Origin of the sequence: Streptomyces sp. ERV7 (genome assembly GCF_001653515.1) — a bacterium.
GTDB lineage: Bacteria > Actinomycetota > Actinomycetes > Streptomycetales > Streptomycetaceae > Streptomyces.
In genome coordinates this window covers 640,678-663,283 of record NZ_LYOY01000029.1, presented here as the reverse complement: position 1 = coordinate 663,283, position 22,606 = coordinate 640,678, and the positions used below count along the sequence as shown (strand labels likewise).

The window sequence follows — 22,606 nt, the reverse complement described above, 5'->3', positions numbered from 1 at the left end:
TGGATCCTCAGCGGAACCTCAGTGGATCTGCTCCACGACCACGTCCAGCGCCCACGGCTTGCCCGCCTTGGCGGGCGGGGCGCACTCCACCGCGTACCCGAGGTCGCGCAGGGCCTCCACGAGCCGCGCCGGGTCGGGGGGGCGGCCCCCGCCAGCAGCAGGTCGCGTACGAGCCGCCCCTTCGTGGCCTTGTTGAAGTGGCTGACCACCGAGCGCTTCTCGACGCCGTCGATGATCTGGGAGTGCAGTACGCGTACGGTCGCGGTCCGCCCGGCGACCTCGCCCTTGGGCTTCCAGGCGGCGGCGTACGCGGACGAGCGCAGGTCGAGGACGAGGCCGGTGCCGGCGGCCTCGGTCATGACCGGGTCCATGACGCCGCGCCAGTACGCCCCCAACGCGCCGAGTCCCGGCAGCTTCACGCCCATCGAGCAGCGGTACGAGGGGATGCGGTCGGTGGTGCGGACGGCGCCCCACAGGCCGGAGAAGACGAGCAGCGACTTGGCGGCGCGGCGCTTGGCGGCGGGGTCCAGGGTGGCGAGGCCGAGGGCGTCGTAGAGGACGCCGGTGTAGATCTCGCCGGCGGGGCGGGTGGCGGCGGTGCGCAGTTCGGCGTTCTTGGCGACTTCGCCGCGCAGGCCCTCGCTGAGGCCGAGCACCTCTCGGGCCTTCTCCTCGTCCCCGAGGCACAGCTCGACGAGCTCGTCGAGGACGGCGGTACGGGCGGGGCGCAGCCCCGGCAGCGACAGCGCCTCCTCCTTGAGGGGGGTTCCGCGCCCCCCGTCGGCCTTTCCTTCGGAGGGGGGCAGCAGCACGAGCACGGGGTCTCCTTGGGGATGAACTGCGCGACCAGCCCCCACCGGCCCGCAGGTGGAGTCCGGGCCCGAAAAGGGGTTACGCCACAAGCTCGCTCTCCGGCGCCTCCGGCGCCACCCGCGCCCGCCGCAGCATGGCCACCGCCACCCCCGCCGTGACCAGGAGCAGCGCCGTCCCGCCGATCGCCGCGTACTGCATGCCGTGGACGAAGGCCTCGCGGGCGGTCGTCTCCAGGGCGTCGTCGGTGCTCGCGACGGCCGCGCCCAGGGTCTCGCGGGCGGCGGGCGGGGCCGAGTCGGGCATGTCGGAGCGGTAGACCGCGGTGCCGACCGAGCCGAGGACCGCCATGCCGAGCGCGCCGCCGAACTCCTGGCCGGTCTCCAGGAGCGAGGCCGCCGAGCTCGCCTTCTCGGCCGGGGCCGAGGCCAGCGCCATGTCCGAGACGAGCGCCATCACCATGACGATCCCGCTGGCGGTCACCGCCGCGCCGGTCAGCAGGAGCCAGAGGGAGTCGGTGCCGGTGAGGGCGAGGACGCCGTAGCCGGCCGAGCCGATCACGAAGCCGGCCGTGATGACCGGGGCCTTGCCCGCCTTGGCCGCCACGGCCGTGGCCGTCGGGGCCGCGATGCCCACCGCGAGCGAGGGAGCCATCGACCACAGCGCCGCCTCCATGGTGCCCATGCCGAGCACCGACTGGAGGTACTGCGTGGTGAAGTACGCCGAGCCCAGCATCGCGAAGGCGGCGACGGCGTTGAGCGCGATCCCGGCGCCGAAGACCCGGTCGCGGAAGAGCTCACGGCTGATCATCGCGTCCCGCTTGGTGCGCTGGCGGCGGACGAAGACCCAGCCGATCGCGAGGCCCGCGGCCACCGACGCCAGCCGCGCCGCGCTGAAGCCCTCGGCGGCGAACTCCTTGAGCCCGTAGACCACCGGCAGCACCGCGCCCATCGACAGCGGCACGCTCAGCAGGTCGAACCTGCCGGGCGCCGGGTCCTTGAACTCGGGGACCAGGACCGGGACGAGGACCAGCAGGAGCAGCATCGCGGGCACGTTGATCAGGAAGACCGAGCCCCACCAGAAGTGCTCCAGCATCACTCCGCTCATCACCGAGCCGAGGGCGATGCCGCCCGCCATGGCGCCGGACCAGATGCCGATCGCCTGGCCGCGCTGCCTGTCGTCGCGGAACATGCTGCGGACCAGGCCCATGGTGGAGGGCATCAGGGTCGCGCCGCCGACACCGAGCAGGGCGCGGGCGGCGATCAGCATCTCGGCGCTGGTCGCGTACGCCGCCGTCACCGAGGCGAGGCCGAAGGCCGCCGCCCCGATCAGGAGCAGCTTGCGGCGGCCGATCCGGTCGCCGAGCGAGCCCATCGTGATCAGCAGCCCGGCGAGCGCGAAGGCGTAGATGTCGAAGATCCACAGCTGCTGCGTGGCGCTCGGGTCCAGCTCGCGGGTGATGGAGGGGATCGCGAAGTAGAGGACGGAGACGTCCATGGAGACCAGGAGGAGCGGCAGCAGGAGGACGACGAAGGCGGTCCATTCCTTGCGGCCCGCGCGGAGGTTCGTGCTCGGCGAGTGCGTCATGACAGGAACTGTACGGTTGTTTAATACGACTGTCTAGAACGAATGTATAAGACATGCGTACGGCCCCTCCGGAAGTCCGGAGGGGCCGTAGTGACGGTCCGTCAGAGAGGTTGCATGCGAGCGGGCCGGAGGCTAGCCCTTCGGTACCCACGGCGGGGTCTGGTTCCAGCCCCACTTCGGTACCGTCGCCCCCGTCCCCTCCACCGGCGGCGGGTTGGGGCCGGAGTAGACCAGCGCCATCCGCGTGCCCCACTCGATGTAGTACGCGAACACCGCCCGGAACTCCGGGTCGTCCGGCAGTCCCACCTCGTCCGCCGTGTCCATCAGCAGGGCGATCCAGCGCCGCCGCTGCGCCTCGGTGATGCCGCGGCCCAGATGGCGCCCGGCCATGTGGTCGTGGCCGCCGTGGGCCGCGGTGTAGTCGGCGGGGCCGCCGAAGACCTCGGCCAGCCAGACCGCCACGTGGTGGGCGTGCTCGGGCGGGGCGGTCGCGAACACGGGCGCCAGGACCGGGTCCTTGTGCACATGCCCGTAGAAGACCTCGGTCAGGCGGTCCAGTGCCTCCTGGCCGCCCATCCACTCGTAGACGCTGGGGATCCCCGGAGCGTCGCTCATGCGTTTTCCTCCTCGGCGGGCCCCGACGCGCGGTCGGGCCCCTGGGCGCGGACTTCCCGTACCCGCTCCAGGGAGTCGCGCAGCTCCCCGAGCCAGTCGTCGGTGTGACTCTGTACGAGCCGTACGCACCAGGCAAGGGCCTCGCTGCGGCTGCGGGCCACCCCGCCGGCCACCAGGGTGTCCAGGACCTGGCGTTCGGGCTGGCGGAGCCGGGTCATCACGGGGGCCGAGACCTGGGTGAACATCGCCCGCCGGCCGCCGCACTCGGCGCCCCATGACACCTTTCGCCCATAGCGGTGCTCGGCCTCGCGGGCCACGGCGATCCGCTCGTCACGGGTGCGCTCGCGGAACTCCTCGATACGGCCGTCGAGGGCGGCGGTGCGCTCGGCGGGGGAGGCGTCGTCCGCGAGCTTCGGCTCGGGGATGCGCCCGACGACGGTGATCTCCTCGCGGTCGACGGCGACCTCGACCAGACGCTCGAAGAGTCCGTCCGGGATGCGGCCGGAGAACCAGCCGCGAAGCTGCTCGTGCTGTTCGGCTGTAATCATGTAATCAGCATTACTCGCCCATGGCGGTCCGCCAAGCGTGTTCGCCGTGGGCCGGAAACATGTAGGGGACAACGCAAGAAGCCCTCCGCTTTCGCGAAGGGCTTCTTGCTGTCTGTGCGCCGCCAGGGACTCGAACCCCGGACCCGCTGATTAAGAGTCAGCTGCTCTAACCAACTGAGCTAGCGGCGCCTGCTGACAGAGAAAATACTACCTGGTCCGCCGGGGTGCTCCTGCCACCCGGCGGATTACGGAAACGACACGCCTAGATCGCCAGCGAGAGCACCACCGGGGCCGCCCGCCGGTTCAGGGTGTCCGCCGCCGAGCGCAGCCGGTGGGCGTGCTCGATCGGCAGGGAGAGTGCCAGGCAGCCGACCGCCGAGCCCGCCGTGAGCGGAACGGCCGCGCAGACCGTGCCCACCGCGTACTCCTGGAGGTCGAGGACCGGGACCGTCGCGGGCTGGCTGTCCAGCTTGCTGAAGAGCACGCGCTCGTTGGTGATGGTCCGCGAGGTGAGCCGGGCGATCTTGTGGCGCGAGAGGTGGTCGCGCCGCCCGTTCTGGTCGAGCTGGGTGAGCAGGCACTTGCCGACGGCGCTGGCGTGGGCCGCCGAGCGGAAGTCCACCCACTCGTTCACCTTCGGTGCGCGGGGGCCGTCCGCGTACTGCGTGATCTTCACTTCGCCGTCGATGTACCGGCTGATGTAGACCGCCGCGCCGACCGAGTCGCGCAGTTCGGTCAGCGTGCTCTGGAGCTGGGCCTCCAGGGCCTGCTGGCGCACCACGCCGGAGCCCAGCAGGACGGTGGAGTCGCCGATCACATACGCGCCGTCGGCGACCTGTTCCACATAGCCCTCGCAGCGGAGCATGAGGAGAAGGGAGGCGAGGTGCGCGGTCGGCAGACCGGTCTCTCGTGCGATCTGGACGTCCGTCACTCCGCCTGCGTGCTTGGAGATCGTCTCCAGGACGCGGAAGGCGTACTGCACCGAGTGGAACGGCGCGGTCGGCTCGGGCTTCAGCGCCACGGTTTCCCCCTAGCAGGTCGAGGCTGCGAAGGTGGACAGCTTCACCGTTCCACGATAACCGCCAAGACCCGTTTCCGGTGGGGGTGTTGACGAGATTGATGATGCGCCCCGGCCCATAAGCTGGGGCGCATCCGCGTGACATATGCCAGAGGCAGGGTCTCTGGCCGGAAGCTGAGGTCAGAGCACCGCGCCCAGGAACTCGCGCGTGCGTTCGTGCTCTGCCCCCGAGAAGATTTTTTCCGGCGGACCCGACTCGATGACCTTCCCGGAATCGAACATCATGACCTCGTCCGAGATATCGCGCGCGAAGTTCATCTCGTGGGTGACGCACAGCATGGTGATGTCCGTCGTGGTCGCGATGTCCCGCAGTACGTCGAGGACTCCGGCCACCAGCTCCGGGTCGAGCGCGGAGGTCACCTCGTCGAGAAGCAGCACCTGGGGCCGCATCGCGAGGGCCCGCGCGATCGCCACCCGCTGCTGCTGACCGCCGGAGAGCTGGGAGGGCCTGGCGTCGGTGCGGTCGGCGAGCCCCACCAGGTCCAGCAGGTCCCTCGCCCGCTGCTCGGCCTCGTCGGGCGAGAGGCCGAGCACCCGGACCGGCGCCTCGGTGAGGTTCCTGAGCACGGTCATGTTGGGGAAGAGGTTGAACTGCTGGAAGACCATCCCGATCTTCTTGCGGGCCTCGCGGCGCTCTCTCTCGGCGGCCGGAAACAGCCGGTCCCCATTGACCTGGATCGTCCCGGAGTCGGGTGTCTCCAGGGTCATCAGCAGCCGCAGGATCGTGGTCTTGCCGGAGCCGGAGGGGCCGATCAGCGTGACGTGCCGGCCCGGCCGCACCGAGAAGCACAGGTCGTCGAGGACCGTGGTGGAGCCGAAGCGCTTGGTGACGTTGTCGAAGGTGATGAGGGGGGAGTCCGGGGACCTTCGAGAAGGGCCGGTTCGGGCGGGGGCGGGCCATCGGGTTCGGCGTCTCCGACTGCCAGGGGATCGTCGCCGGGCCGGAAGCCGGGCCGGACGCCCGGGAGCTGCTGCGCGCCTGCGCCCTCTCCGCCTGGGAGTTCGACAACCTGGAGGCCGGGCAGACGCTGTTCACCCCGGGCGCGGCCGCCTCGTACCCCTCCTTCGTCGTCGACGTCGGCGCGGGGTACGAGGCGTACGAGAGCGGGCTGCGCGAGCGCTCGCCCAAGTTCTTCCGCACCACCGCCGCCAAGGAGCGCAGGCTCGGGCGGCAGGCGGGCGAGGTGCGGTTCGTCTTCGACGAGCGCGATCCGGCGGCGCTGCGGCAGCTGATGGAGTGGAAGTCCGCGCAGTACCGCCGCACCGGCCGCCGCGACCGGTTCGCCCAGGAGTGGATCAGCACCCTGGTGCGCTACCTCGCGCACACGGATGCGCCCGGCTGCTCCGGCGTCCTGTCCGTGCTCTATGCGGCGGACCGCCCGGTCGCCGCCCACTTCGGGCTGCGCTCGCGCACGCTGCTCTCGTGCTGGTTCCCCTCCTACGACCCGGAGTTCGCCAAGTACTCGCCCGGCCTCGTCCTGCATCTGCGGATGGCGCGCGCGGCGGCCGCGGCCGGGATCGGGGTCCTCGACCTGGGGCGGGGCGCCGCCGAGTACAAGGACGCCCTGAAGACCGGGGAGATCCCGGTGTACGAGGGCGCCGCGGTGCGGCCGGGGGCCGGGGCCGCACTGCACTGGCTGGGCCGCGAGCCGTCCCGCCGCGCGCACGGGTTCGTACGGGAGCGGCCCGCGCTCGCCGCGTTCGGCCGGCGCGCCCTGAAGCAGGCGGGCCGCCTGCGCGGGCGCTAGGCCCGCACCGCCAGAACCACCCGAACCACCCGGAGGATCACGGGGGAGTCCCATGTCACGTCGTACGGCACACGCGCACAGAGCACACGCGCACAGAGCGCGCGAGTCCCTCCGGCCGGAGGCCGAGGGGCTGGTCCGGGAGCAGGGCGTCCACGGGGGCATCGGCGTCGGGGAGCTGGACCTCGACGGGCTCGACGGCGGGGTGCTCTCGCTGACCCCCGCGCCCGGCGGGCCGCCCTTGGGGGAGGGCGAGGTGTACGTCCTGGTCCGGCTCGGGGGCCGCCCGGTCGGCACGGTGATCGGCCGGGTCGGACCCGGTGAGGACGCCGCCGAGGTGCTGGCCGCGGCGGCCCGCAAGCAGCTCGCCGGCCATCTGCCGCCGGACGGGCGGCCCGCGCCGCCGCTGCCGCCGGCGCGCGCCACCGTCGTCGTCGCCACCCGTGAGCGGGCCGGGCAGCTCGCCCGGGCGCTGGACTCGCTGCTCCGCCAGGACCACCCCGACTACGAGATCGTGGTCGTCGACAACAACCCGGTGACCGCCCAGACCCGCGAGCTGGTCGAGGGGAGCTACGCGGCGCACGGCGTGCGCTATGTCCGCGAGCCCGTGCCGGGGCTCGCCGCCGCGCACAACCGGGGCGTCGCCGTGGCCGAGGGAACGATTCTGGCGTTCACCGACGACGACGTGGTCGCCGACCCGCGCTGGCTGAGCGCGCTCACCGCGCCCTTCGCCGCCGACCCGGGGCTCGGCTGTACCACCGGGCTGATCCTGCCCGCCCGGCTGAACACGCCCGCGCAGATCCTCCTGGAGAGCCACGGCGGCTTCACCAAGGGCTTCGCGCCGCGCTGCTTCGACCCGGCCCGGCCGCCGGCCGACGAGCCGCTGTTCCCGTTCACCGCGGGCCGCTTCGGCTCCGGCGCCAACATGGCCTTCCGGGCCGCCGCCCTGCGCGCTGTCGGCGGCTTCGACCCGGCGACCGGCACCGGCACCCCGGCCCGGGGCGGCGACGACCTGTACGCGTTCGCGCGCACGGTCGTCGCCGGGCACCGGCTCGGCTACACGCCCGAGGCGCTGGTCTGGCACCACCACCGCGAGACCTGGCAGGACCTGGAGAACCAGGCGTACGGGTACGGCGCCGGGCTCACCGCCTATCTCACCGCGCTCCTGGTGCGCCGCCCCGCCCTGCTGCCCGCGCTCCTCGCCCGGCTGCCGCGCGGCCTGGCCCACGCCCGCGCCATCAGCGCCCACCGCGCCGCGGGCGAGCAGTCGGTGCCGGGCGGGCACGGCGCCCAGGACTACCCGTGGCCGCGGGGCCTGTCCCGCCTGGAGCGCCGGGGCATGCTGTACGGCCCGCTCGGCTATCTGCGGGCCCGGCGCCGGGTGCGCGGGCTGCGGCGGCCGTGGGAGGCGGCGCGATGACGGGGGAGCGGGCGACGGGCCCGGCGGACCGGGGCCCGGCCGGCCGCCCCGGCCGTGTCCCGCGCGCGCCCGTCCCGGTCCTGCTCTACCACGCCGTCATGGACGACCCGCCCGCCTGGATCGCCGAATTCACCGTCTCGCCGCGGCAGTTCGCCGCGCACCTCGACGTGATCGCGGCCAGTGGGCGCACCCCGGTCACCATCGGCGCCCTCGCCGACCACTTCGCCGGGCGGGCGCCGCTGCCCGAGCGGCCCGTCGTGCTCACCTTCGACGACGGGTTCGCGGATCTGCCCGGCCCCACCGCCGACGCGCTCGCCGCACGCGGGCTGCCCGCGACCGCGTACCTCACCACCGGCGCGCTCGCCCCGGGCGGCCGGTCCCTGCTGCCGCCCGCGCCGATGATGACCCTGGACCAGGCGAGGCTCCTGGAGCGGTGCGGGATGGAGATCGGCGGCCACACGGTCTCGCACCCCCAGCTCGACACACTCACCGCCGGGGCCCTGCGGCGCGAACTGGCCGACTCCAAGGCCGCCCTGGAGGACACGCTCGGCCACGAGGTGGCCCATCTCGCCTATCCGCACGGCTACAACAGCGGCGCCGTGCGCCGGGCCGCCCGCGCCGCCGGGTACCGGACGGCCGTCGCGGTGCGGCACGCGCTGAGCTCGGACACCGACGACGCGTACCGCATCGCCCGCCTCATCGTGCGGCGCGGCCACACCGTCGCCGACGTCGAGGCCTGGACGGTAGGCGAAGGAGCCCGTGTCGCGCCCTACCGGGACTCGGCGGCGACCGTGGGCTGGCGGCTCTACCGCAGGGCGAGGGCGGCCGTGCGCGGGCCCGTCTTCGCAGGGTGAGCCGCCCGGGACGGGCCCGTACGACAGCGTCACAAAGGCGGAGCGGGTTCCTATACTTCGCTGAAGGGACAGCCAGGGGACGGCGGCGTGACGGCCGCACACCACATCCGTGGGGGGAGTCGCACTGTGCAGCAACACGTGCCCGCGCCGGCGACCGGAAGCAGCGGGCTGCCACCGGGAAGCGGCGCGAACGAGGAGGGGAAACCCCCGCGCGCCCCTGGACGCGGCCCAGCGGACCTGATGGAGCCTCAGCTCCTGTTCACCTGGCTGCCGTTGGCCCTGGCGAGCGCCCTGTGGCTGTACGCGCTGCCGCGCATCGACTACCGGCACATGGGCGACTGGGGCCTGCTCGACCAGTTGCCCGCCGCCTTCTTCCTCTCCCTCGTCGTCCTCACCGCCGGGTTCGTCGTCAGTCTGCGCCGGGCCGGCACCGCGCCCTGGTGGCCCGGCCTCTACAGCGTCGCCCTGCTCTTCGCCCTCAAGGCGCCCACCGCGATCCTCTACGACTCGGTGCGCTACCCCTGGGCCTCCAAGCACGACGCCGTCGTCACCCACCTCCTGGTCAACCAGGAGCTGCGTCCCCACACCCCGCTGTCGGGCAACATGGCCGCCTACGACCAGTGGCCCGGCTTCTTCACCCTCAACTCGGCCCTGGTGCGCGCCTTCGGCGTGGAGACCACCCAGTCGTACCTGAACTGGGCGGCCCTCTTCTACGGCGTGGTCCTCATCCCGGTCCTGGTGCTGGTCTACCGCACCTTCGCCGAGGACTGGCGGCTGGTGTGGACGGGTGTGTGGATCTTCGAGGTCGCCAACTGGGTGGGCCAGGACTACTTCTCGCCGCAGGGCCTCGCGCTGATCCTGCATTTGTCCGTACTCGCCGTGGTGCTGCGCCACTTCGTGCGCCCGGGCTCGGCCGGGAAGCTGCGCTCGCGCGCCCACCTCGACCCGGCCGCCGCCAGCGTGCCGCCCCCGACCACCGCCCGCCAGCGCGCGGTCTGCGTGGTGATCCTCGCCCCGCTGATCGCCGCCATCAACTTCACCCACCAGCTCACGCCGGTGATGCTCTGCGTCTCCCTGTTCGCGCTCAACCTCACCCGTCGCTACCGCAACCCCGGCCTGCTCGTCGTCACGGGCCTGATCATGCTGGTCTGGGACCTCACGATGGGCCGCACGCTGTTCGTGGAGACCCTCGACTCGCTCAAGGAGTCCGCGGGCAACCTCCTCAACAACTCGCGGGCCGGGTACGCGGGCGAGCTCACCGGACCCGGGCCGGTGCTCCAGGGCCGGGCCGACATCGTGATGGTCCTGGTGGTGGCCGCGCTCGCCGCCTTCGCCGTACTGACCCGCCGCAAACTGCTCAGGAGCGCCCTGCCGCTGCTGCTCGTCTCGATCGCTCCCGTACCGATGTTCGCGATCAACGACTACGGCGGCGAAATGCTCTTCCGGGTCTATCTGTTCGGGCTGCCGGGCGCCGCGTTCTTCGCCGCGGCCGCGCTGGTGCCCGCGCCCGGCGCCGCCCGGGAGCCGGGGTACTTCGGCGTCGCCCCCGCGGTGCGGCGGCGGATCTCGGCGGTGGCGCTGCCCGCCGTGCTGCTCGCCCTGGTCGCCGGGTTCCTGCCCGCGTACTACGGCAAGGAGCGGATGTACTACACCCCGCCCGCCGAGACCGCCCTGGTGACCCGGGTGATCGACCGGGCTCCGCGCGACTCGCTGATCCTCGCCGCCACCGGCTCCTTCCCGATGGCGCTGCACCGCTACGACCAGCTGGAGCACTGGTTCTTCGTGGAGCAGGCGCTGCCGGACAACATCCGGATGCTGAAGGACCCGGCCGGCTTTCTGGCGCCGGGCCTGCCCAAGGACGGCAGACCGGCGTTCGTGCTGCTCACCCGCACCCAGGACGTCTACACCGCGGGCGAGGGGCTGCTGCCCGCCGGAGGGTTCGAGGAGCTGACGGCCAAGCTCTCGGCGTCGCCGCTGTTCCGGGTGGTCGACCGCAACCCGTACGGAACCGTTCTGCAGTACCGGCCTCCCCCGCGCTCCTGAGGAGCAGGGGACCTTTTCGCGCCGACCGGAGGCAAGCCGCCGTGACCCTCGCCCTCGCCCTCGCCCAGAACCGCATCCGTGTCGCCCTGGCGCTCTCCGGCTGGGTGGCCCTGGCCGCGACCCGGCTGCCGGACGCCACGCCGGCGCGCTGGATCCCGGTGCTCCTGTTCGTCTCCTTCGGCCCCGGCTTCGCGCTGCTCTACCCGCAGCCCGACATGCTGCGCCCCGGCGCCCGCCTGGAGGCCCTGGCGCTCGCGGCGCCGCTCAGCCTCTCGCTGGGGGCGCTGGTGTCGACCTGCCTGTTCCTGGTGGAGGGGTTCTCGGCGACCGCGTTCCTGGCGGCCCTGGCCGCGTTCGCGACGCTGGCGTCCGCGTTCCCGGGCCTGCCGCTGCCGGCGGCGACGCGGGGGGCCGTGGAACGGCCCAGACGCCGGTGACACGTTTGGGGCTGCCCGGACTTCACCTGCGGGCCGGTGGGGGCTTGTCGCGCAGTTCCCCGCGCCCCTTTTGTGCCCGGACTTCACCTGCGGGCCGGTGGGTGGCTGGCCGCGCAGTTCCCCGCGCCCCTGAAAGCCTGTGGCCGTGGCTGATCAAGCCCGCGAGCCGAAGCCCCCCAGAACTTCGGCCAACGGCCACCCCGCGTCCCCGGGTCCGCCCAGGGGCGCGGGGAACTGCGCGAGCAAGCGACCACGACCCGCAGACGAGAACCGGCCGTTCAAGGGCCGCGGGGAACGGCGCGACAAGCCCCCACCGACCCGCAGACAAAGTCCGGGCCGAAAAGGGGCGCGGGGAACTGCGCGAGCAACCCACCACCGGCCCGCAGACAAAGTCCGGGCCAAAAGGGGCGCGGGGAACGGCGCGAGCAACCCACCACCGGGCCGCAGGTGAAGACCGGGCCAAAAGGGGCGCGGGGAACTGCGCGGCCAGCCCCCACCGGCCCGCGGGCCAGGACCGGGCTACCCGGCCGGAGGCCACGCGTCGCCCCATTCCGCGTCCCGGGCCGCCCGGTACAGCACCCCGTGCCGCTTCGTGACCGTCTCGCGGCGCAGCACCTCCTCCGCCGTGCACAGGTCGAGCAGCACCTGACCCTTGCGGATCTGCGGCCGCCGCGTGACCCGGTTCACGGCGGGCTCGGCCGCCCCCCGTACAGCCGCCACATAGCTGAACTTCTCGTCCTCGTACGCCAGTGACCCGCCCTTGACCTGCCGGTGCAGGGACGAGCGGCTGACCCGGGCGGAGAAGTGGCACCAGTCCGTGCCCGGCTCGATGGGGCACGCGGCGCTGTGCGGGCAGGGCGCGGCGACGGTGAACCCGGCCGCGATCAGCCGGTCGCGGGCCTCGATGATCCGCGCGTAGCCGTCGGGGGTGCCCGGCTCGACGATGACCACGGCGCCGGTCGCGGCGCGCGCGGCGGCGTCCACGAGCGCCCGGCGGTCCTCGACGGTCAGCTCGTTCAGTACGTACGAGACGGTGACGAGGTCGTTCTCCGGCAGGGTCAGCGCCGTGCCGATCCGGGCCCGCTCCCAGCGGATCGCGGCGAGGCCGTCGATGCCGGAGGCCTCGGCGAGTTCACGGCCGATCGCGAGTGCGGGCTCGGCCCAGTCCAGGACCGTGGTGGCGGTGTCCCACGCCTCCGCGACCGCCCAGCTCGCCGCGCCGGTGCCGCCGCCGACGTCGGTGTGGGTGGCCGGGGCCCAGTCCGGGACGGCGTCCTGGAGGGCGGCGAGGGCGGACCGTACCGCCTCGAACGTCGCGGGCATCCGGTACGCGGCGTACGCCGCCACGTCGGAGCGGTCGCGCAGCACCGGGGCGTGGGTCTGGGTGGCGCCCCGGTAGTTGGCGATCAGCCGGTCGACGGCCCGCGCGGCCTGCGACGGCGGCAGCCCGTCGAGCAGCCCGGCGAGGGCGGAGCGCAGGGTCTGCGGGACGGGGACGTTCTCGTTCACCCGGGGATTCTACGGTCGCGGCGCGGTCTGGGCGGCGCGGCTCAGGCCACCGTCTCCTGCCGCTGCCAGGGCCGGCACAGCAGCAGGAAGCAGAGCAGCGCGGCCACGCCGGAGGCGAGCTGCACCACCGCCATGGGGACGGCCGTCCCCTCCCCCGCGATGCCCACCAGCGGGGAGGCGACCGCCCCGATCAGGAACGACGACGTGCCGAGCAGCGCGGACGCGGAGCCCGCCGCGTGCGGGGTGCGCATCAGGGCCTGGGCCGTGGTGTTGGGCGTGGCCATGCCCATCGCGGACATCAGCACGAACAGCCCGGCCGCGACCGGCGCGAGGCCCGGGTCGCCGAAGACGCCGGACGTCATGACAAGGAGCGCCACCGCCGCGAGCACCACCGTGCTCAGCGAGCACACCAGCACCTTGTCGAGGCTGACCCGGCCCACCAGCAGCTTCCCGTTGATCTGCCCGGCGGCGACCAGACCGACCGAGTTGAGCCCGAACAGGAGCGAGAAGGTCTGCGGCGAGGCCCCGTAGATCTCCTGGATCACGAACGGGGAGGCCGAGATGTACGAGAAGAGCGCGGCGAAGGCGAGTCCACCGGCCAGGACATAGCCGGTGAAGACGCGGTCCCGGAGCAGCGAGCCCATGGTGCGCAGGGCCTCGCCGACCCCGCCCTCGTGTCGTCGCCCGGGCGGCAGCGTCTCGCCCAGGCAGCGCCACACGAACAGGGTGAGCAGCAGTCCGACGGCGGTGAGCACCACGAACACCCCGCGCCAGTCGGTCAGCCGCAGCACCTGGCCGCCGATCAGCGGCGCGACGACCGGGGCGGCGCCGGAGATCAGCATCAGGGTGGAGAAGAACCGGGCCATCTCCACGCCGTCGTACAGATCGCGCACCACCGCGCGGGCGATCACTATGCCCGCCGCGCCCGCCAGGCCCTGGAGCAGGCGGAAGGCGATGAGCAGTCCGGCGTCGGGCGCGAAGGCGCAGACGGCGGTGGCGACCACGTACACGACCATGCCGACCAGGAGCGGCCTGCGGCGTCCCCACTTGTCGCTCATCGGCCCGACGACGAGCTGGCCGAGCGCCATGCCCGCCAGACACGCGGTGAGCGTGAGCTGGACGGTGGCGGCGGGCGCGTGGAGCGCGCCGGTGACCTCGGGCAGCGCGGGCAGGTACATGTCCATGGAGAGCGGCGGGAGCGCGGTGAGCCCGCCGAGGACCAGCGTGACCAGCAGTCCGGCGCGGCGGGCGGCGACGGGGGCCGCGGCCGGTATCGGGGCCGGTGCGGTCCGGCTGCTCTCCGCCATGGGTGCTTCTCCCGCTTCCGGCCGCATGGACCGTTGTAGTTTCAAGCATCCATGCTCTCAGCCCTTCGGGGGTGCTCAGGACCGGGGTGCGGCCCGGGCCCACATCCCGGACGGCTCCGGTCGGGCCCCGGGCGGCTCCCGTACGCTCCGGGCCATGAACGCATCCGCAGCGCGCAAGACCGCCGTCGTCACCGGCGCCGGCTCCGGCATCGGCCGCTCCGTGGCGCTCACCCTGGCCGCGGCGGGCTGGTCGGTCGCCCTGGCGGGCCGCCGCCCGGAACCTCTGGAGGAGACCGCGGCCCTGGCGGGCCCGGACGCCGACGTCCTCCCCGTCCGTACGGACGTGACGTCGCCGGACGAGGTGGCGGCCCTCTTCGCGGCGGTACGGGACCGGTACGGGCGGCTCGACCTGCTCTTCAACAACGCGGGCACGTTCGGCCCCGGCGGGGTCGCGGTGGAGGACCTGGCGTACGAGGCGTGGCGCCATGTCGTGGACACCAACCTCAACGGGGCGTTCCTGTGCGCCCAGGCGGCGTTCCGGCAGATGAAGGAGCAGGACCCGCAGGGCGGCCGGATCATCAACAACGGCTCGATCTCGGCGCATGTGCCGCGGCCGAACTCGGTGGCGTACACGGCGACCAAGCACGCGATGACGGGCCTGACCAAGGCGCTCTCCCTGGACGGCCGCCCGTACCGGATCGCCGTCGGCCAGATCGACATCGGCAACGCGGCGACCGAGATGACGGCCCGGATGACCACGGGCGTGCCGCAGGCGAACGGCGAGCTGGCGGTGGAGCCGGTGATGGACGCGGCGGATGTGGCCCGGACGGTGCTGCACATGGCGGAGCTGCCACTGGAGGCGAACGTGCAGTTCGCGACGGTGATGGCTACGGCGATGCCGTACATCGGGCGGGGCTGAGCCCCCCGGGGCCGGCCGCGCCCCGACCGTGTTCTGCCCGCGGGCCGGTGGGACCGGCTGCGCCGCTGGCCGTATTGCTCTGCGGGCCGGTGGGGGCTGGTCGCGCAGTTCCCCGCGCCCCTGGGTAGTCCGCCGCAGCCGGAGAACCCAGCTCAGCCACAGCCCTTCAGGGGCGCGGGGAACGGCGCGAGCAACCCTCCACCGGCCCGCGGATGGCCGAGGCCTTCAGGGGCGCGGGGAACGGCGCGACCAGCCCCCACCGACCCGCAGCCGTACATCAGGGCCCGGGGCGCAGCCGGACGGCTGAACTGCACGGGCCGGCCGCACCCCGTCCTCCTAGGGGCGCGGGGAACGGCGCGACCAGCCCCCACTCAGCCGCAGCCGAACTCCGGGCCAAATAAGGGCGCGGGGAACGGCGCGACCAGCCGCAGTCGGCCCGCGGGCAGGCAGGGGGCCGCCGCGCAGCCGCGAAAAGGGGCCGAGGCCGGCGCCCCGGCCTACGCTCGGGGCATGCCCCGCCGTCACCTCCGTATGACCGGCGCAGCCGACCCGCTGAGGGCCGCCCTGCGCGACCTCCGCACCACCCTCGACGTCCCCGAGGGCTTCCCCCCGGACGTCCTCGCCGAGGCGGACCGGGCCGCGGGCAACCCCCGGCTGCCCGTCCGCGACGCCACCGACCTGCCCTTCTTCACCATCGACCCGCCCACCTCCATGGACCTGGACCAGGCCATGCACCTGGCCCGCCGCGACGGCGGGTACCGCGTGCACTACGCCATCGCCGACGTCGCCGCCTTCGTCGTCCCCGGCGGCCCCGTCGACACCGAGGCCCACCGCCGGGTGAACACGCTCTACTTCCCCGACGAGCGCGTCCCGCTCCACCCGCCCGTACTCTCCGAGGATGCCGCCAGCCTCCTGCCCGGCCGCGTACGCCCCGCCGTCCTGTGGACCATCGACCTGGACGCCGACGGCGCCACCACCGCCACCCACATCGAGCGCGCCCTCGTCCGCAGCCGCGCCAAGCTCGACTACGACGGGGTGCAGCGGCAGATCGACGCCGGTACGGCCGAGCCCTCCCTCGCCCTCCTCCAGGACATCGGGCGCCTGCGCGAACAGCAAGAGGTGGCCCGGGGCGGCATCTCCCTCAACGTCCCCGAGCAGGAGATCGTCGAGCGCGACGGCCGGTACGGGCTCGAATACCGCGCCCCCCTCCCCGCCGACGGCTGGAACGCCCAGATCTCCCTGCTCACCGGCATCGCCGCCGCCGACCTGATGCTGGCGTACGGCACCGGCATCCTGCGCACCCTCCCCAGCGCACCGGACGGCGCCGTCGCCCGGCTGCGCCGCTCCGCCCAGGCACTGGGCGTCGACTGGCCGCACCACGTCCCGTACGCCCAGGTCATCCGCTCCCTCGACCCGCGCGACCCGCACCACGCCGCGTTCCTCCAGGAGTGCACGACGCTGCTGCGCGGGGCCGGGTACACCGTGTTCACCGGCGGCGACATCCCCCACCCGGCGGTCCACGCCGCGGTCGCCGACGAGTACACCCACTGCACGGCCCCCCTGCGCCGCCTCGTCGACCGCTACGCCGCCGAGCTCTGCCTCGCGGCGGTGGCGGCCGCCGACATCCCCGACTGGGTGCTGGCCGCGCTCGACGCCCTCCCGAAGGAGATGGCCGAGGGCACCCGCAGGGCCAACACGGTCGAGCGCGAGTGCGTCGACCTCGTGGAGGCGGCCCTCCTCAAGGACCGCGTCGGCGACGTCTTCGACGCGACGGTCGTCGACCTCAAGGACGACGAACCGGCCGAAGGCACGGTCCACTTGACCGACCCGGCCGTGGTGGCCCCCGTCAAGGGCACCGCCCCCCTCCCCCTGGGCGAGCGCCTACGAGTCCGCCTCACCCAGGCCGATCCGGGCACGGCGAAGGTCGAGTTCGCCCCGGCCTGAGGCAGGCGCGCACCGCCGAGTTCGTCGGAGCCGCCCCGCCCGCCAGGTAGCATGGTCAGCACGGCAGACGAGCCGGGCGGGCGGCCGCGTGGGGATCCTCGGATCCTCCCGAGGAACGTCCGGGCTCCACAGGGCAGGGTGGTGGGTAACGCCCACCCGGGGTGACCCGCGGGACAGTGCCACAGAGAACAGACCGCCGGGGACCTCGGTCCTCGGTAAGGGTGAAACGGTGGTGTAAGAGACCACCAGCGCCTGGGGTGACTCAGGCGGCTAGGTAAACCCCACCCGGAGCAAGGTCAAGAGGGAGCGGCTCTCGTAAGAGAACGGCTCCTGCGCGGACGTTCGAGGGCTGCCCGCCCGAGTCCGCGGGTAGACCGCACGAGGCCGGTGGCAACACCGGTCCTAGATGGATGGCCGTCTCCCCGGCCGCCGCGAGGCGACCGGGTGACAGAACCCGGCGTACAGCCCGACTCGTCTGCCCCTCCCCCCTACGCCCCGACCGGTGGCGGGAGCGCTGGGGATGGGGTGAGCTGAGGGAAGACGGGCCTGCCCGCGTGGCCGGGGCCCGGCATCCCCTCCCCTCCCCGTGAAGGAGCCCTCCATGGCCGTACCCGTCGAGCAGCTCAGCGACCCGACCGTCCGCGCCTTCGTCACCGCACTCAACGCCGGCGACCGCTCCGCCTTCCAGGCGGCGCTCGCCCCCGGCGCGACCATGTCCGACGACGGGTCCGACCGGGACGTCGCCGACTGGACCGAGCGGGAGATCTTCTCCAGCGGCGGTCATATGGACGTCGAGTCGGAGGGGGACGGCGGGCGCTCGCTCGTCGCCGACTACCGCAACGACACCTGGGGCGCGATGCGCACCGCCTGGCGCTTCAGCATCGAGGACGGGAAGGTCAGCCGGTTCGAGACCGGTCAGGCCTGACCAGCGGCTATTCCGGGATACGCGTTCCCGCGCCCCCGACCCGCACCCTCGGGTCGCCCGCCCGCAGCGTCACCGTCAGCACGCCCGGGCGGCCCATGTCCTCGCCCTGGTGGAGCGTGAGGACCGACTCCTCGGGGACCAGGCCGAGTTCACGTACGTACGCGCCGAAGGCCGCCCCGGCCGCGCCCGTCGCCGGGTCCTCGACGACCCCGCCGACCGGGAACGGGTCGCGGACGTGGAAGACCGTGTCGGACTCGCGCCAGGCCAGCTGAACCGTTGTCAGGTCGAGTCGCCGCATCAGCGCCGCGAGCCGGTCGAAGTCGTAGTCCAGGTCCGCCAGGCGCTCGCGGGTGGCGGCGCCGAGGACCAGGTGGCGGGCGCCCGCGTACGCGATGCGCGGCGGCACGGCCGGGTCCAGGTCGGCGGCGGGCCAGCCGAGCGCGGCCAGCGCCTCGGCGAGGTCCTCGGGCGCGATCTCCTCGCTGTGCGGCTCGACGCTGGTGAGCGTGGCCCGCAGCACGCCGTCCTCCTCCGCCACGGTCACCGGGACCGTGCCGACGGATGTCGCGAAGGCCAGGTCGCCCGGGCCGATCCGATCGGCCAGCGCCACGGCCGTCGCCACGGTGGCGTGGCCGCAGAACGGCACCTCGGCCTGGGGGCTGAAGTACCGGATCGTGAACGCGCGCCCCTTCTCGCCGAGGCCCTCGGGGGGCTCGGTCAGGAACGCGGTCTCGCTGTAGCCCAGCTCGGCGGCGATCGCGAGCATGGCGTCGTGATCGAGCCCGGCCGCGTCGAGGACGACCCCCGCGGGGTTGCCTCCGGAGGGGTCGGTGGAGAACGCGGTGTAGCGAAGTACGTTGGTCATGTCGCTGACAACTCCGCTCGGCGGTGCGGCATTCCGCTTGGCGGGGGCGTGTTCTGTCCGCGGGCCGGTGGGTGGCCGGTCGCGCAGTTCCCCGCGCCCCTTCTTGGCCCGGAGTTCGGCTGCGGGTGAGTGGGGGCTGGGCGCGCAGTTCCCCGCGCCCCTTCTTGGCCCGGAGTTCGTCTGTGGGTAAGTGGGGGCCGGTCGCGCAGTTCCCCGCGCCCCTTGGGCGGCTGCGGCCCCTCGGGAACGGATGTTCAGCCCTTCCGGGGGCGCTGCGCATTCAGCCTCTCCGGCGTTTGAGGAGCGGGGCCCGGGGCGGAGGGCGGGGCCTGCGGCCCCTGCACCCCGCTTCGGGGCTCCTCCGCCCCGGGCCCCGCTCCTCAAACGCCGGAGAGGCTGAATGCGCAGCGCCCCCGGAAGGGCTGAACATCCGTTCCCGAGGGGCCGCAGCCGCCCAAGGGGCGCGGGGAACTGCGCGACCGGCCCCCACTTACCCACAGACGAACTCCGGGCCAAGAAGGGGCGCGGGGAACTGCGCGCCCAGCCCCCACTCACCCGCAGCCGAACTCCGGGCCAAGAAGGGGCGCGGGGAACTGCGCGACCGGCCACCCACCGGCCCGCGGACAGAACACGCCCCCGCCAAGCGGAATGCCGCACCGCCGAGCGGAGTTGTCAGCGACATGACCAACGTACTTCGCTACACCGCGTTCTCCACCGACCCCTCCGGAGGCAACCCCGCGGGGGTCGTCCTCGACGCGGCCGGGCTCGATCACGACGCCATGCTCGCGATCGCCGCCGAGCTGGGCTACAGCGAGACCGCGTTCCTGACCGAGCCCCCCGAGGGCCTCGGCGAGAAGGGGCGCGCGTTCACGATCCGGTACTTCAGCCCCCAGGCCGAGGTGCCGTTCTGCGGCCACGCCACCGTGGCGACGGCCGTGGCGCTGGCCGATCGGATCGGCCCGGGCGACCTGGCCTTCGCGACATCCGTCGGCACGGTCCCGGTGACCGTGGCGGAGGAGGACGGCGTGCTGCGGGCCACGCTCACCAGCGTCGAGCCGCACAGCGAGGAGATCGCGCCCGAGGACCTCGCCGAGGCGCTGGCCGCGCTCGGCTGGCCCGCCGCCGACCTGGACCCGGCCGTGCCGCCGCGCATCGCGTACGCGGGCGCCCGCCACCTGGTCCTCGGCGCCGCCACCCGCGAGCGCCTGGCGGACCTGGACTACGACTTCGACCGGCTCGCGGCGCTGATGCGGCGACTCGACCTGACAACGGTTCAGCTGGCCTGGCGCGAGTCCGACACGGTCTTCCACGTCCGCGACCCGTTCCCGGTCGGCGGGGTCGTCGAGGACCCGGCGACGGGCGCGGCCGGGGCGGCCTTCGGCGCGTACGTACGTGAACTCGGCCTGGTCCCCGAGGAGTCGGTCCTCACGCTCCACCAGGGCGAGGACATGGGCCGCCCGGGCGTGCTGACGGTGACGCTGCGGGCGGGCGACCCGAGGGTGCGGGTCGGGGGCGCGGGAACGCGTATCCCGGAATAGCCGCTGGTCAGGCCTGACCGGTCTCGAACCGGCTGACCTTCCCGTCCTCGATGCTGAAGCGCCAGGCGGTGCGCATCGCGCCCCAGGTGTCGTTGCGGTAGTCGGCGACGAGCGAGCGCCCGCCGTCCCCCTCCGACTCGACGTCCATATGACCGCCGCTGGAGAAGATCTCCCGCTCGGTCCAGTCGGCGACGTCCCGGTCGGACCCGTCGTCGGACATGGTCGCGCCGGGGGCGAGCGCCGCCTGGAAGGCGGAGCGGTCGCCGGCGTTGAGTGCGGTGACGAAGGCGCGGACGGTCGGGTCGCTGAGCTGCTCGACGGGTACGGCCATGGAGGGCTCCTTCACGGGGAGGGGAGGGGATGCCGGGCCCCGGCCACGCGGGCAGGCCCGTCTTCCCTCAGCTCACCCCATCCCCAGCGCTCCCGCCACCGGTCGGGGCGTAGGGGGGAGGGGCAGACGAGTCGGGCTGTACGCCGGGTTCTGTCACCCGGTCGCCTCGCGGCGGCCGGGGAGACGGCCATCCATCTAGGACCGGTGTTGCCACCGGCCTCGTGCGGTCTACCCGCGGACTCGGGCGGGCAGCCCTCGAACGTCCGCGCAGGAGCCGTTCTCTTACGAGAGCCGCTCCCTCTTGACCTTGCTCCGGGTGGGGTTTACCTAGCCGCCTGAGTCACCCCAGGCGCTGGTGGTCTCTTACACCACCGTTTCACCCTTACCGAGGACCGAGGTCCCCGGCGGTCTGTTCTCTGTGGCACTGTCCCGCGGGTCACCCCGGGTGGGCGTTACCCACCACCCTGCCCTGTGGAGCCCGGACGTTCCTCGGGAGGATCCGAGGATCCCCACGCGGCCGCCCGCCCGGCTCGTCTGCCGTGCTGACCATGCTACCTGGCGGGCGGGGCGGCTCCGACGAACTCGGCGGTGCGCGCCTGCCTCAGGCCGGGGCGAACTCGACCTTCGCCGTGCCCGGATCGGCCTGGGTGAGGCGGACTCGTAGGCGCTCGCCCAGGGGGAGGGGGGCGGTGCCCTTGACGGGGGCCACCACGGCCGGGTCGGTCAAGTGGACCGTGCCTTCGGCCGGTTCGTCGTCCTTGAGGTCGACGACCGTCGCGTCGAAGACGTCGCCGACGCGGTCCTTGAGGAGGGCCGCCTCCACGAGGTCGACGCACTCGCGCTCGACCGTGTTGGCCCTGCGGGTGCCCTCGGCCATCTCCTTCGGGAGGGCGTCGAGCGCGGCCAGCACCCAGTCGGGGATGTCGGCGGCCGCCACCGCCGCGAGGCAGAGCTCGGCGGCGTAGCGGTCGACGAGGCGGCGCAGGGGGGCCGTGCAGTGGGTGTACTCGTCGGCGACCGCGGCGTGGACCGCCGGGTGGGGGATGTCGCCGCCGGTGAACACGGTGTACCCGGCCCCGCGCAGCAGCGTCGTGCACTCCTGGAGGAACGCGGCGTGGTGCGGGTCGCGCGGGTCGAGGGAGCGGATGACCTGGGCGTACGGGACGTGGTGCGGCCAGTCGACGCCCAGTGCCTGGGCGGAGCGGCGCAGCCGGGCGACGGCGCCGTCCGGTGCGCTGGGGAGGGTGCGCAGGATGCCGGTGCCGTACGCCAGCATCAGGTCGGCGGCGGCGATGCCGGTGAGCAGGGAGATCTGGGCGTTCCAGCCGTCGGCGGGGAGGGGGGCGCGGTATTCGAGCCCGTACCGGCCGTCGCGCTCGACGATCTCCTGCTCGGGGACGTTGAGGGAGATGCCGCCCCGGGCCACCTCTTGCTGTTCGCGCAGGCGCCCGATGTCCTGGAGGAGGGCGAGGGAGGGCTCGGCCGTACCGGCGTCGATCTGCCGCTGCACCCCGTCGTAGTCGAGCTTGGCGCGGCTGCGGACGAGGGCGCGCTCGATGTGGGTGGCGGTGGTGGCGCCGTCGGCGTCCAGGTCGATGGTCCACAGGACGGCGGGGCGTACGCGGCCGGGCAGGAGGCTGGCGGCATCCTCGGAGAGTACGGGCGGGTGGAGCGGGACGCGCTCGTCGGGGAAGTAGAGCGTGTTCACCCGGCGGTGGGCCTCGGTGTCGACGGGGCCGCCGGGGACGACGAAGGCGGCGACGTCGGCGATGGCGTAGTGCACGCGGTACCCGCCGTCGCGGCGGGCCAGGTGCATGGCCTGGTCCAGGTCCATGGAGGTGGGCGGGTCGATGGTGAAGAAGGGCAGGTCGGTGGCGTCGCGGACGGGCAGCCGGGGGTTGCCCGCGGCCCGGTCCGCCTCGGCGAGGACGTCCGGGGGGAAGCCCTCGGGGACGTCGAGGGTGGTGCGGAGGTCGCGCAGGGCGGCCCTCAGCGGGTCGGCTGCGCCGGTCATACGGAGGTGACGGCGGGGCATGCCCCGAGCGTAGGCCGGGGCGCCGGCCTCGGCCCCTTTTCGCGGCTGCGCGGCGGCCCCCTGCCTGCCCGCGGGCCGACTGCGGCTGGTCGCGCC

At 73.6% G+C, this 22,606-nt stretch carries 18 protein-coding genes, 1 tRNA gene, 2 other RNA genes and 2 pseudogenes; 10 read left to right on the top strand and 13 right to left on the bottom strand.

From position 1 onward, the window contains the following. Positions 1-18: 18 nt before the first annotated feature. The 7 genes and pseudogenes from yaaA to A8W25_RS09270 form a co-directional block, all read right to left on the bottom strand. Positions 19-818, bottom strand: a pseudogene (gene yaaA / locus A8W25_RS09300) (peroxide stress protein YaaA). A gap of 73 nt (positions 819-891) precedes the next feature. After that, entirely contained in the window at positions 892-2,397 is a 1,506-nt protein-coding gene (locus A8W25_RS09295; RefSeq protein ID WP_067158533.1) for an MFS transporter, read from the bottom strand. A 132-nt stretch (positions 2,398-2,529) separates the two neighbouring features. Further along, on the bottom strand, positions 2,530-3,012 hold the full coding sequence (locus A8W25_RS09290) for a group II truncated hemoglobin (protein WP_067158531.1): 483 nt from the start codon (positions 3,010-3,012) through the stop codon (positions 2,530-2,532). Continuing rightward, on the bottom strand, positions 3,009-3,560 hold the full coding sequence (locus tag A8W25_RS09285; RefSeq protein WP_067158529.1) for a hypothetical protein: 552 nt from the start codon (positions 3,558-3,560) through the stop codon (positions 3,009-3,011). The genes A8W25_RS09290 and A8W25_RS09285 overlap by 4 nt, the downstream gene beginning before the upstream one ends. A 115-nt stretch (positions 3,561-3,675) precedes the next feature. After that, positions 3,676-3,749 (bottom strand) — tRNA-Lys (locus A8W25_RS09280). Between the two features lie 73 nt (positions 3,750-3,822). Then, positions 3,823-4,581 carry an IclR family transcriptional regulator gene (locus A8W25_RS09275; RefSeq protein WP_067158527.1) on the bottom strand — a complete coding sequence of 253 codons (759 nt, stop codon included), beginning with the start codon at positions 4,579-4,581 and terminating at the stop codon, positions 3,823-3,825. A gap of 177 nt (positions 4,582-4,758) precedes the next feature. Next, entirely contained in the window at positions 4,759-5,484 is a 726-nt protein-coding gene (locus A8W25_RS09270) for an amino acid ABC transporter ATP-binding protein (protein ID WP_067158525.1), read from the bottom strand. Between the two features lie 20 nt (positions 5,485-5,504). On the opposite strand from A8W25_RS09270, the pseudogene A8W25_RS09265 reads away from it, so the two are divergent. The 5 genes and pseudogenes from A8W25_RS09265 to A8W25_RS09245 all read left to right on the top strand — a co-directional run. Further along, positions 5,505-6,386, top strand: a pseudogene (locus A8W25_RS09265) (GNAT family N-acetyltransferase); the annotation flags it as partial. A 160-nt stretch (positions 6,387-6,546) separates the two neighbouring features. After that, the gene (locus A8W25_RS09260; RefSeq protein WP_067160891.1) at positions 6,547-7,803 is read left to right on the top strand and encodes a glycosyltransferase; all 1,257 of its coding nucleotides are present in this window, start codon (positions 6,547-6,549) and stop codon (positions 7,801-7,803) included. A 98-nt stretch (positions 7,804-7,901) separates the two neighbouring features. Then, the gene (locus tag A8W25_RS09255; RefSeq protein WP_067160888.1) at positions 7,902-8,657 is read left to right on the top strand and encodes a polysaccharide deacetylase family protein; all 756 of its coding nucleotides are present in this window, start codon (positions 7,902-7,904) and stop codon (positions 8,655-8,657) included. Between the two features lie 240 nt (positions 8,658-8,897). Further along, positions 8,898-10,700, top strand: coding sequence for a hypothetical protein (locus A8W25_RS09250; RefSeq protein WP_234386357.1), 1,803 nt, complete (start codon positions 8,898-8,900; stop codon positions 10,698-10,700). A 41-nt stretch (positions 10,701-10,741) separates the two neighbouring features. Next, positions 10,742-11,137, top strand: a complete 396-nt coding sequence (locus A8W25_RS09245; protein WP_067158521.1) for a hypothetical protein — start codon at positions 10,742-10,744, stop codon at positions 11,135-11,137. A 519-nt stretch (positions 11,138-11,656) separates the two neighbouring features. Here A8W25_RS09245 and A8W25_RS09240 read toward each other — a convergent pair. After that, positions 11,657-12,646, bottom strand: a complete 990-nt coding sequence (locus A8W25_RS09240; protein ID WP_067158509.1) for a small ribosomal subunit Rsm22 family protein — start codon at positions 12,644-12,646, stop codon at positions 11,657-11,659. Positions 12,647-12,687: 41 nt separating this feature from the next. After that, a complete protein-coding gene (locus A8W25_RS09235; RefSeq protein ID WP_067158511.1) occupies positions 12,688-13,980 on the bottom strand; it encodes a multidrug effflux MFS transporter in 1,293 nt (430 codons plus the stop codon). Positions 13,981-14,107: 127 nt separating this feature from the next. On the opposite strand from A8W25_RS09235, the gene A8W25_RS09230 reads away from it, so the two are divergent. The 4 genes from A8W25_RS09230 (at position 14,108) to A8W25_RS09215 (ending at position 17,741) form a co-directional block, all read left to right on the top strand. Beyond that, the gene (locus A8W25_RS09230) at positions 14,108-14,872 is read left to right on the top strand and encodes an SDR family oxidoreductase (RefSeq protein WP_067158513.1); all 765 of its coding nucleotides are present in this window, start codon (positions 14,108-14,110) and stop codon (positions 14,870-14,872) included. A gap of 510 nt (positions 14,873-15,382) precedes the next feature. Continuing rightward, positions 15,383-16,816 (top strand): RNB domain-containing ribonuclease, encoded by a 1,434-nt coding sequence (locus A8W25_RS09225; RefSeq protein ID WP_067158515.1) that lies wholly within the window; start codon positions 15,383-15,385, stop codon positions 16,814-16,816. 68 nt (positions 16,817-16,884) lie between these two features. After that, positions 16,885-17,294, top strand: an RNA gene (gene rnpB, locus A8W25_RS09220) — RNase P RNA component class A. Positions 17,295-17,417: 123 nt separating this feature from the next. Beyond that, complete coding sequence (locus A8W25_RS09215; RefSeq protein WP_067158517.1) at positions 17,418-17,741, top strand: hypothetical protein; 324 nt, start codon at positions 17,418-17,420, stop codon at positions 17,739-17,741. A gap of 7 nt (positions 17,742-17,748) precedes the next feature. On the opposite strand, the gene A8W25_RS09210 is transcribed toward A8W25_RS09215, so the two are convergent. Then, positions 17,749-18,606: a PhzF family phenazine biosynthesis protein gene (locus A8W25_RS09210; protein ID WP_067158519.1), complete on the bottom strand. Its 858-nt coding sequence runs from the start codon at positions 18,604-18,606 to the stop codon at positions 17,749-17,751. Positions 18,607-19,286: 680 nt separating this feature from the next. On the opposite strand from A8W25_RS09210, the gene A8W25_RS09205 reads away from it, so the two are divergent. Continuing rightward, positions 19,287-20,144 (top strand): PhzF family phenazine biosynthesis protein, encoded by an 858-nt coding sequence (locus tag A8W25_RS09205; protein WP_067158519.1) that lies wholly within the window; start codon positions 19,287-19,289, stop codon positions 20,142-20,144. A gap of 7 nt (positions 20,145-20,151) precedes the next feature. On the opposite strand, the gene A8W25_RS09200 is transcribed toward A8W25_RS09205, so the two are convergent. From A8W25_RS09200 to A8W25_RS09190, 3 genes are all read right to left on the bottom strand, one after another. Next, positions 20,152-20,475 (bottom strand): hypothetical protein, encoded by a 324-nt coding sequence (locus A8W25_RS09200; RefSeq protein WP_067158517.1) that lies wholly within the window; start codon positions 20,473-20,475, stop codon positions 20,152-20,154. Between the two features lie 123 nt (positions 20,476-20,598). Continuing rightward, positions 20,599-21,008: RNase P RNA component class A (gene rnpB / locus A8W25_RS09195), an RNA gene on the bottom strand. Positions 21,009-21,076: 68 nt separating this feature from the next. Further along, positions 21,077-22,510, bottom strand: a complete 1,434-nt coding sequence (locus A8W25_RS09190) for an RNB domain-containing ribonuclease (RefSeq protein ID WP_067158515.1) — start codon at positions 22,508-22,510, stop codon at positions 21,077-21,079. Positions 22,511-22,606: the final 96 nt, after the last annotated feature.

Excerpts from the sequence above, each read along its gene's own strand:
- A8W25_RS09200 (WP_067158517.1), bottom strand. The coding sequence starts at position 20,475 with ATGGCCGTACCCGTCGAGCAGCTCAGCGACCCGACCGTCCGCGCCTTC.
- A8W25_RS09250 (WP_234386357.1), top strand. The coding sequence starts at position 8,898 with ATGGAGCCTCAGCTCCTGTTCACCTGGCTGCCGTTGGCCCTGGCGAGC.
- A8W25_RS09230 (WP_067158513.1), top strand. The coding sequence starts at position 14,108 with ATGAACGCATCCGCAGCGCGCAAGACCGCCGTCGTCACCGGCGCCGGC.
- A8W25_RS09190 (WP_067158515.1), bottom strand. The coding sequence starts at position 22,510 with ATGCCCCGCCGTCACCTCCGTATGACCGGCGCAGCCGACCCGCTGAGG.
- A8W25_RS09255 (WP_067160888.1), top strand. The coding sequence starts at position 7,902 with ATGGACGACCCGCCCGCCTGGATCGCCGAATTCACCGTCTCGCCGCGG.
- A8W25_RS09205 (WP_067158519.1), top strand. The coding sequence starts at position 19,287 with ATGACCAACGTACTTCGCTACACCGCGTTCTCCACCGACCCCTCCGGA.
- A8W25_RS09215 (WP_067158517.1), top strand. The coding sequence starts at position 17,418 with ATGGCCGTACCCGTCGAGCAGCTCAGCGACCCGACCGTCCGCGCCTTC.
- A8W25_RS09225 (WP_067158515.1), top strand. The coding sequence starts at position 15,383 with ATGCCCCGCCGTCACCTCCGTATGACCGGCGCAGCCGACCCGCTGAGG.
- A8W25_RS09210 (WP_067158519.1), bottom strand. The coding sequence starts at position 18,606 with ATGACCAACGTACTTCGCTACACCGCGTTCTCCACCGACCCCTCCGGA.
- A8W25_RS09235 (WP_067158511.1), bottom strand. The coding sequence starts at position 13,980 with ATGCGGCCGGAAGCGGGAGAAGCACCCATGGCGGAGAGCAGCCGGACC.
- A8W25_RS09295 (WP_067158533.1), bottom strand. The coding sequence starts at position 2,397 with ATGACGCACTCGCCGAGCACGAACCTCCGCGCGGGCCGCAAGGAATGG.
- A8W25_RS09285 (WP_067158529.1), bottom strand. The coding sequence starts at position 3,560 with ATGATTACAGCCGAACAGCACGAGCAGCTTCGCGGCTGGTTCTCCGGC.
- A8W25_RS09290 (WP_067158531.1), bottom strand. The coding sequence starts at position 3,012 with ATGAGCGACGCTCCGGGGATCCCCAGCGTCTACGAGTGGATGGGCGGC.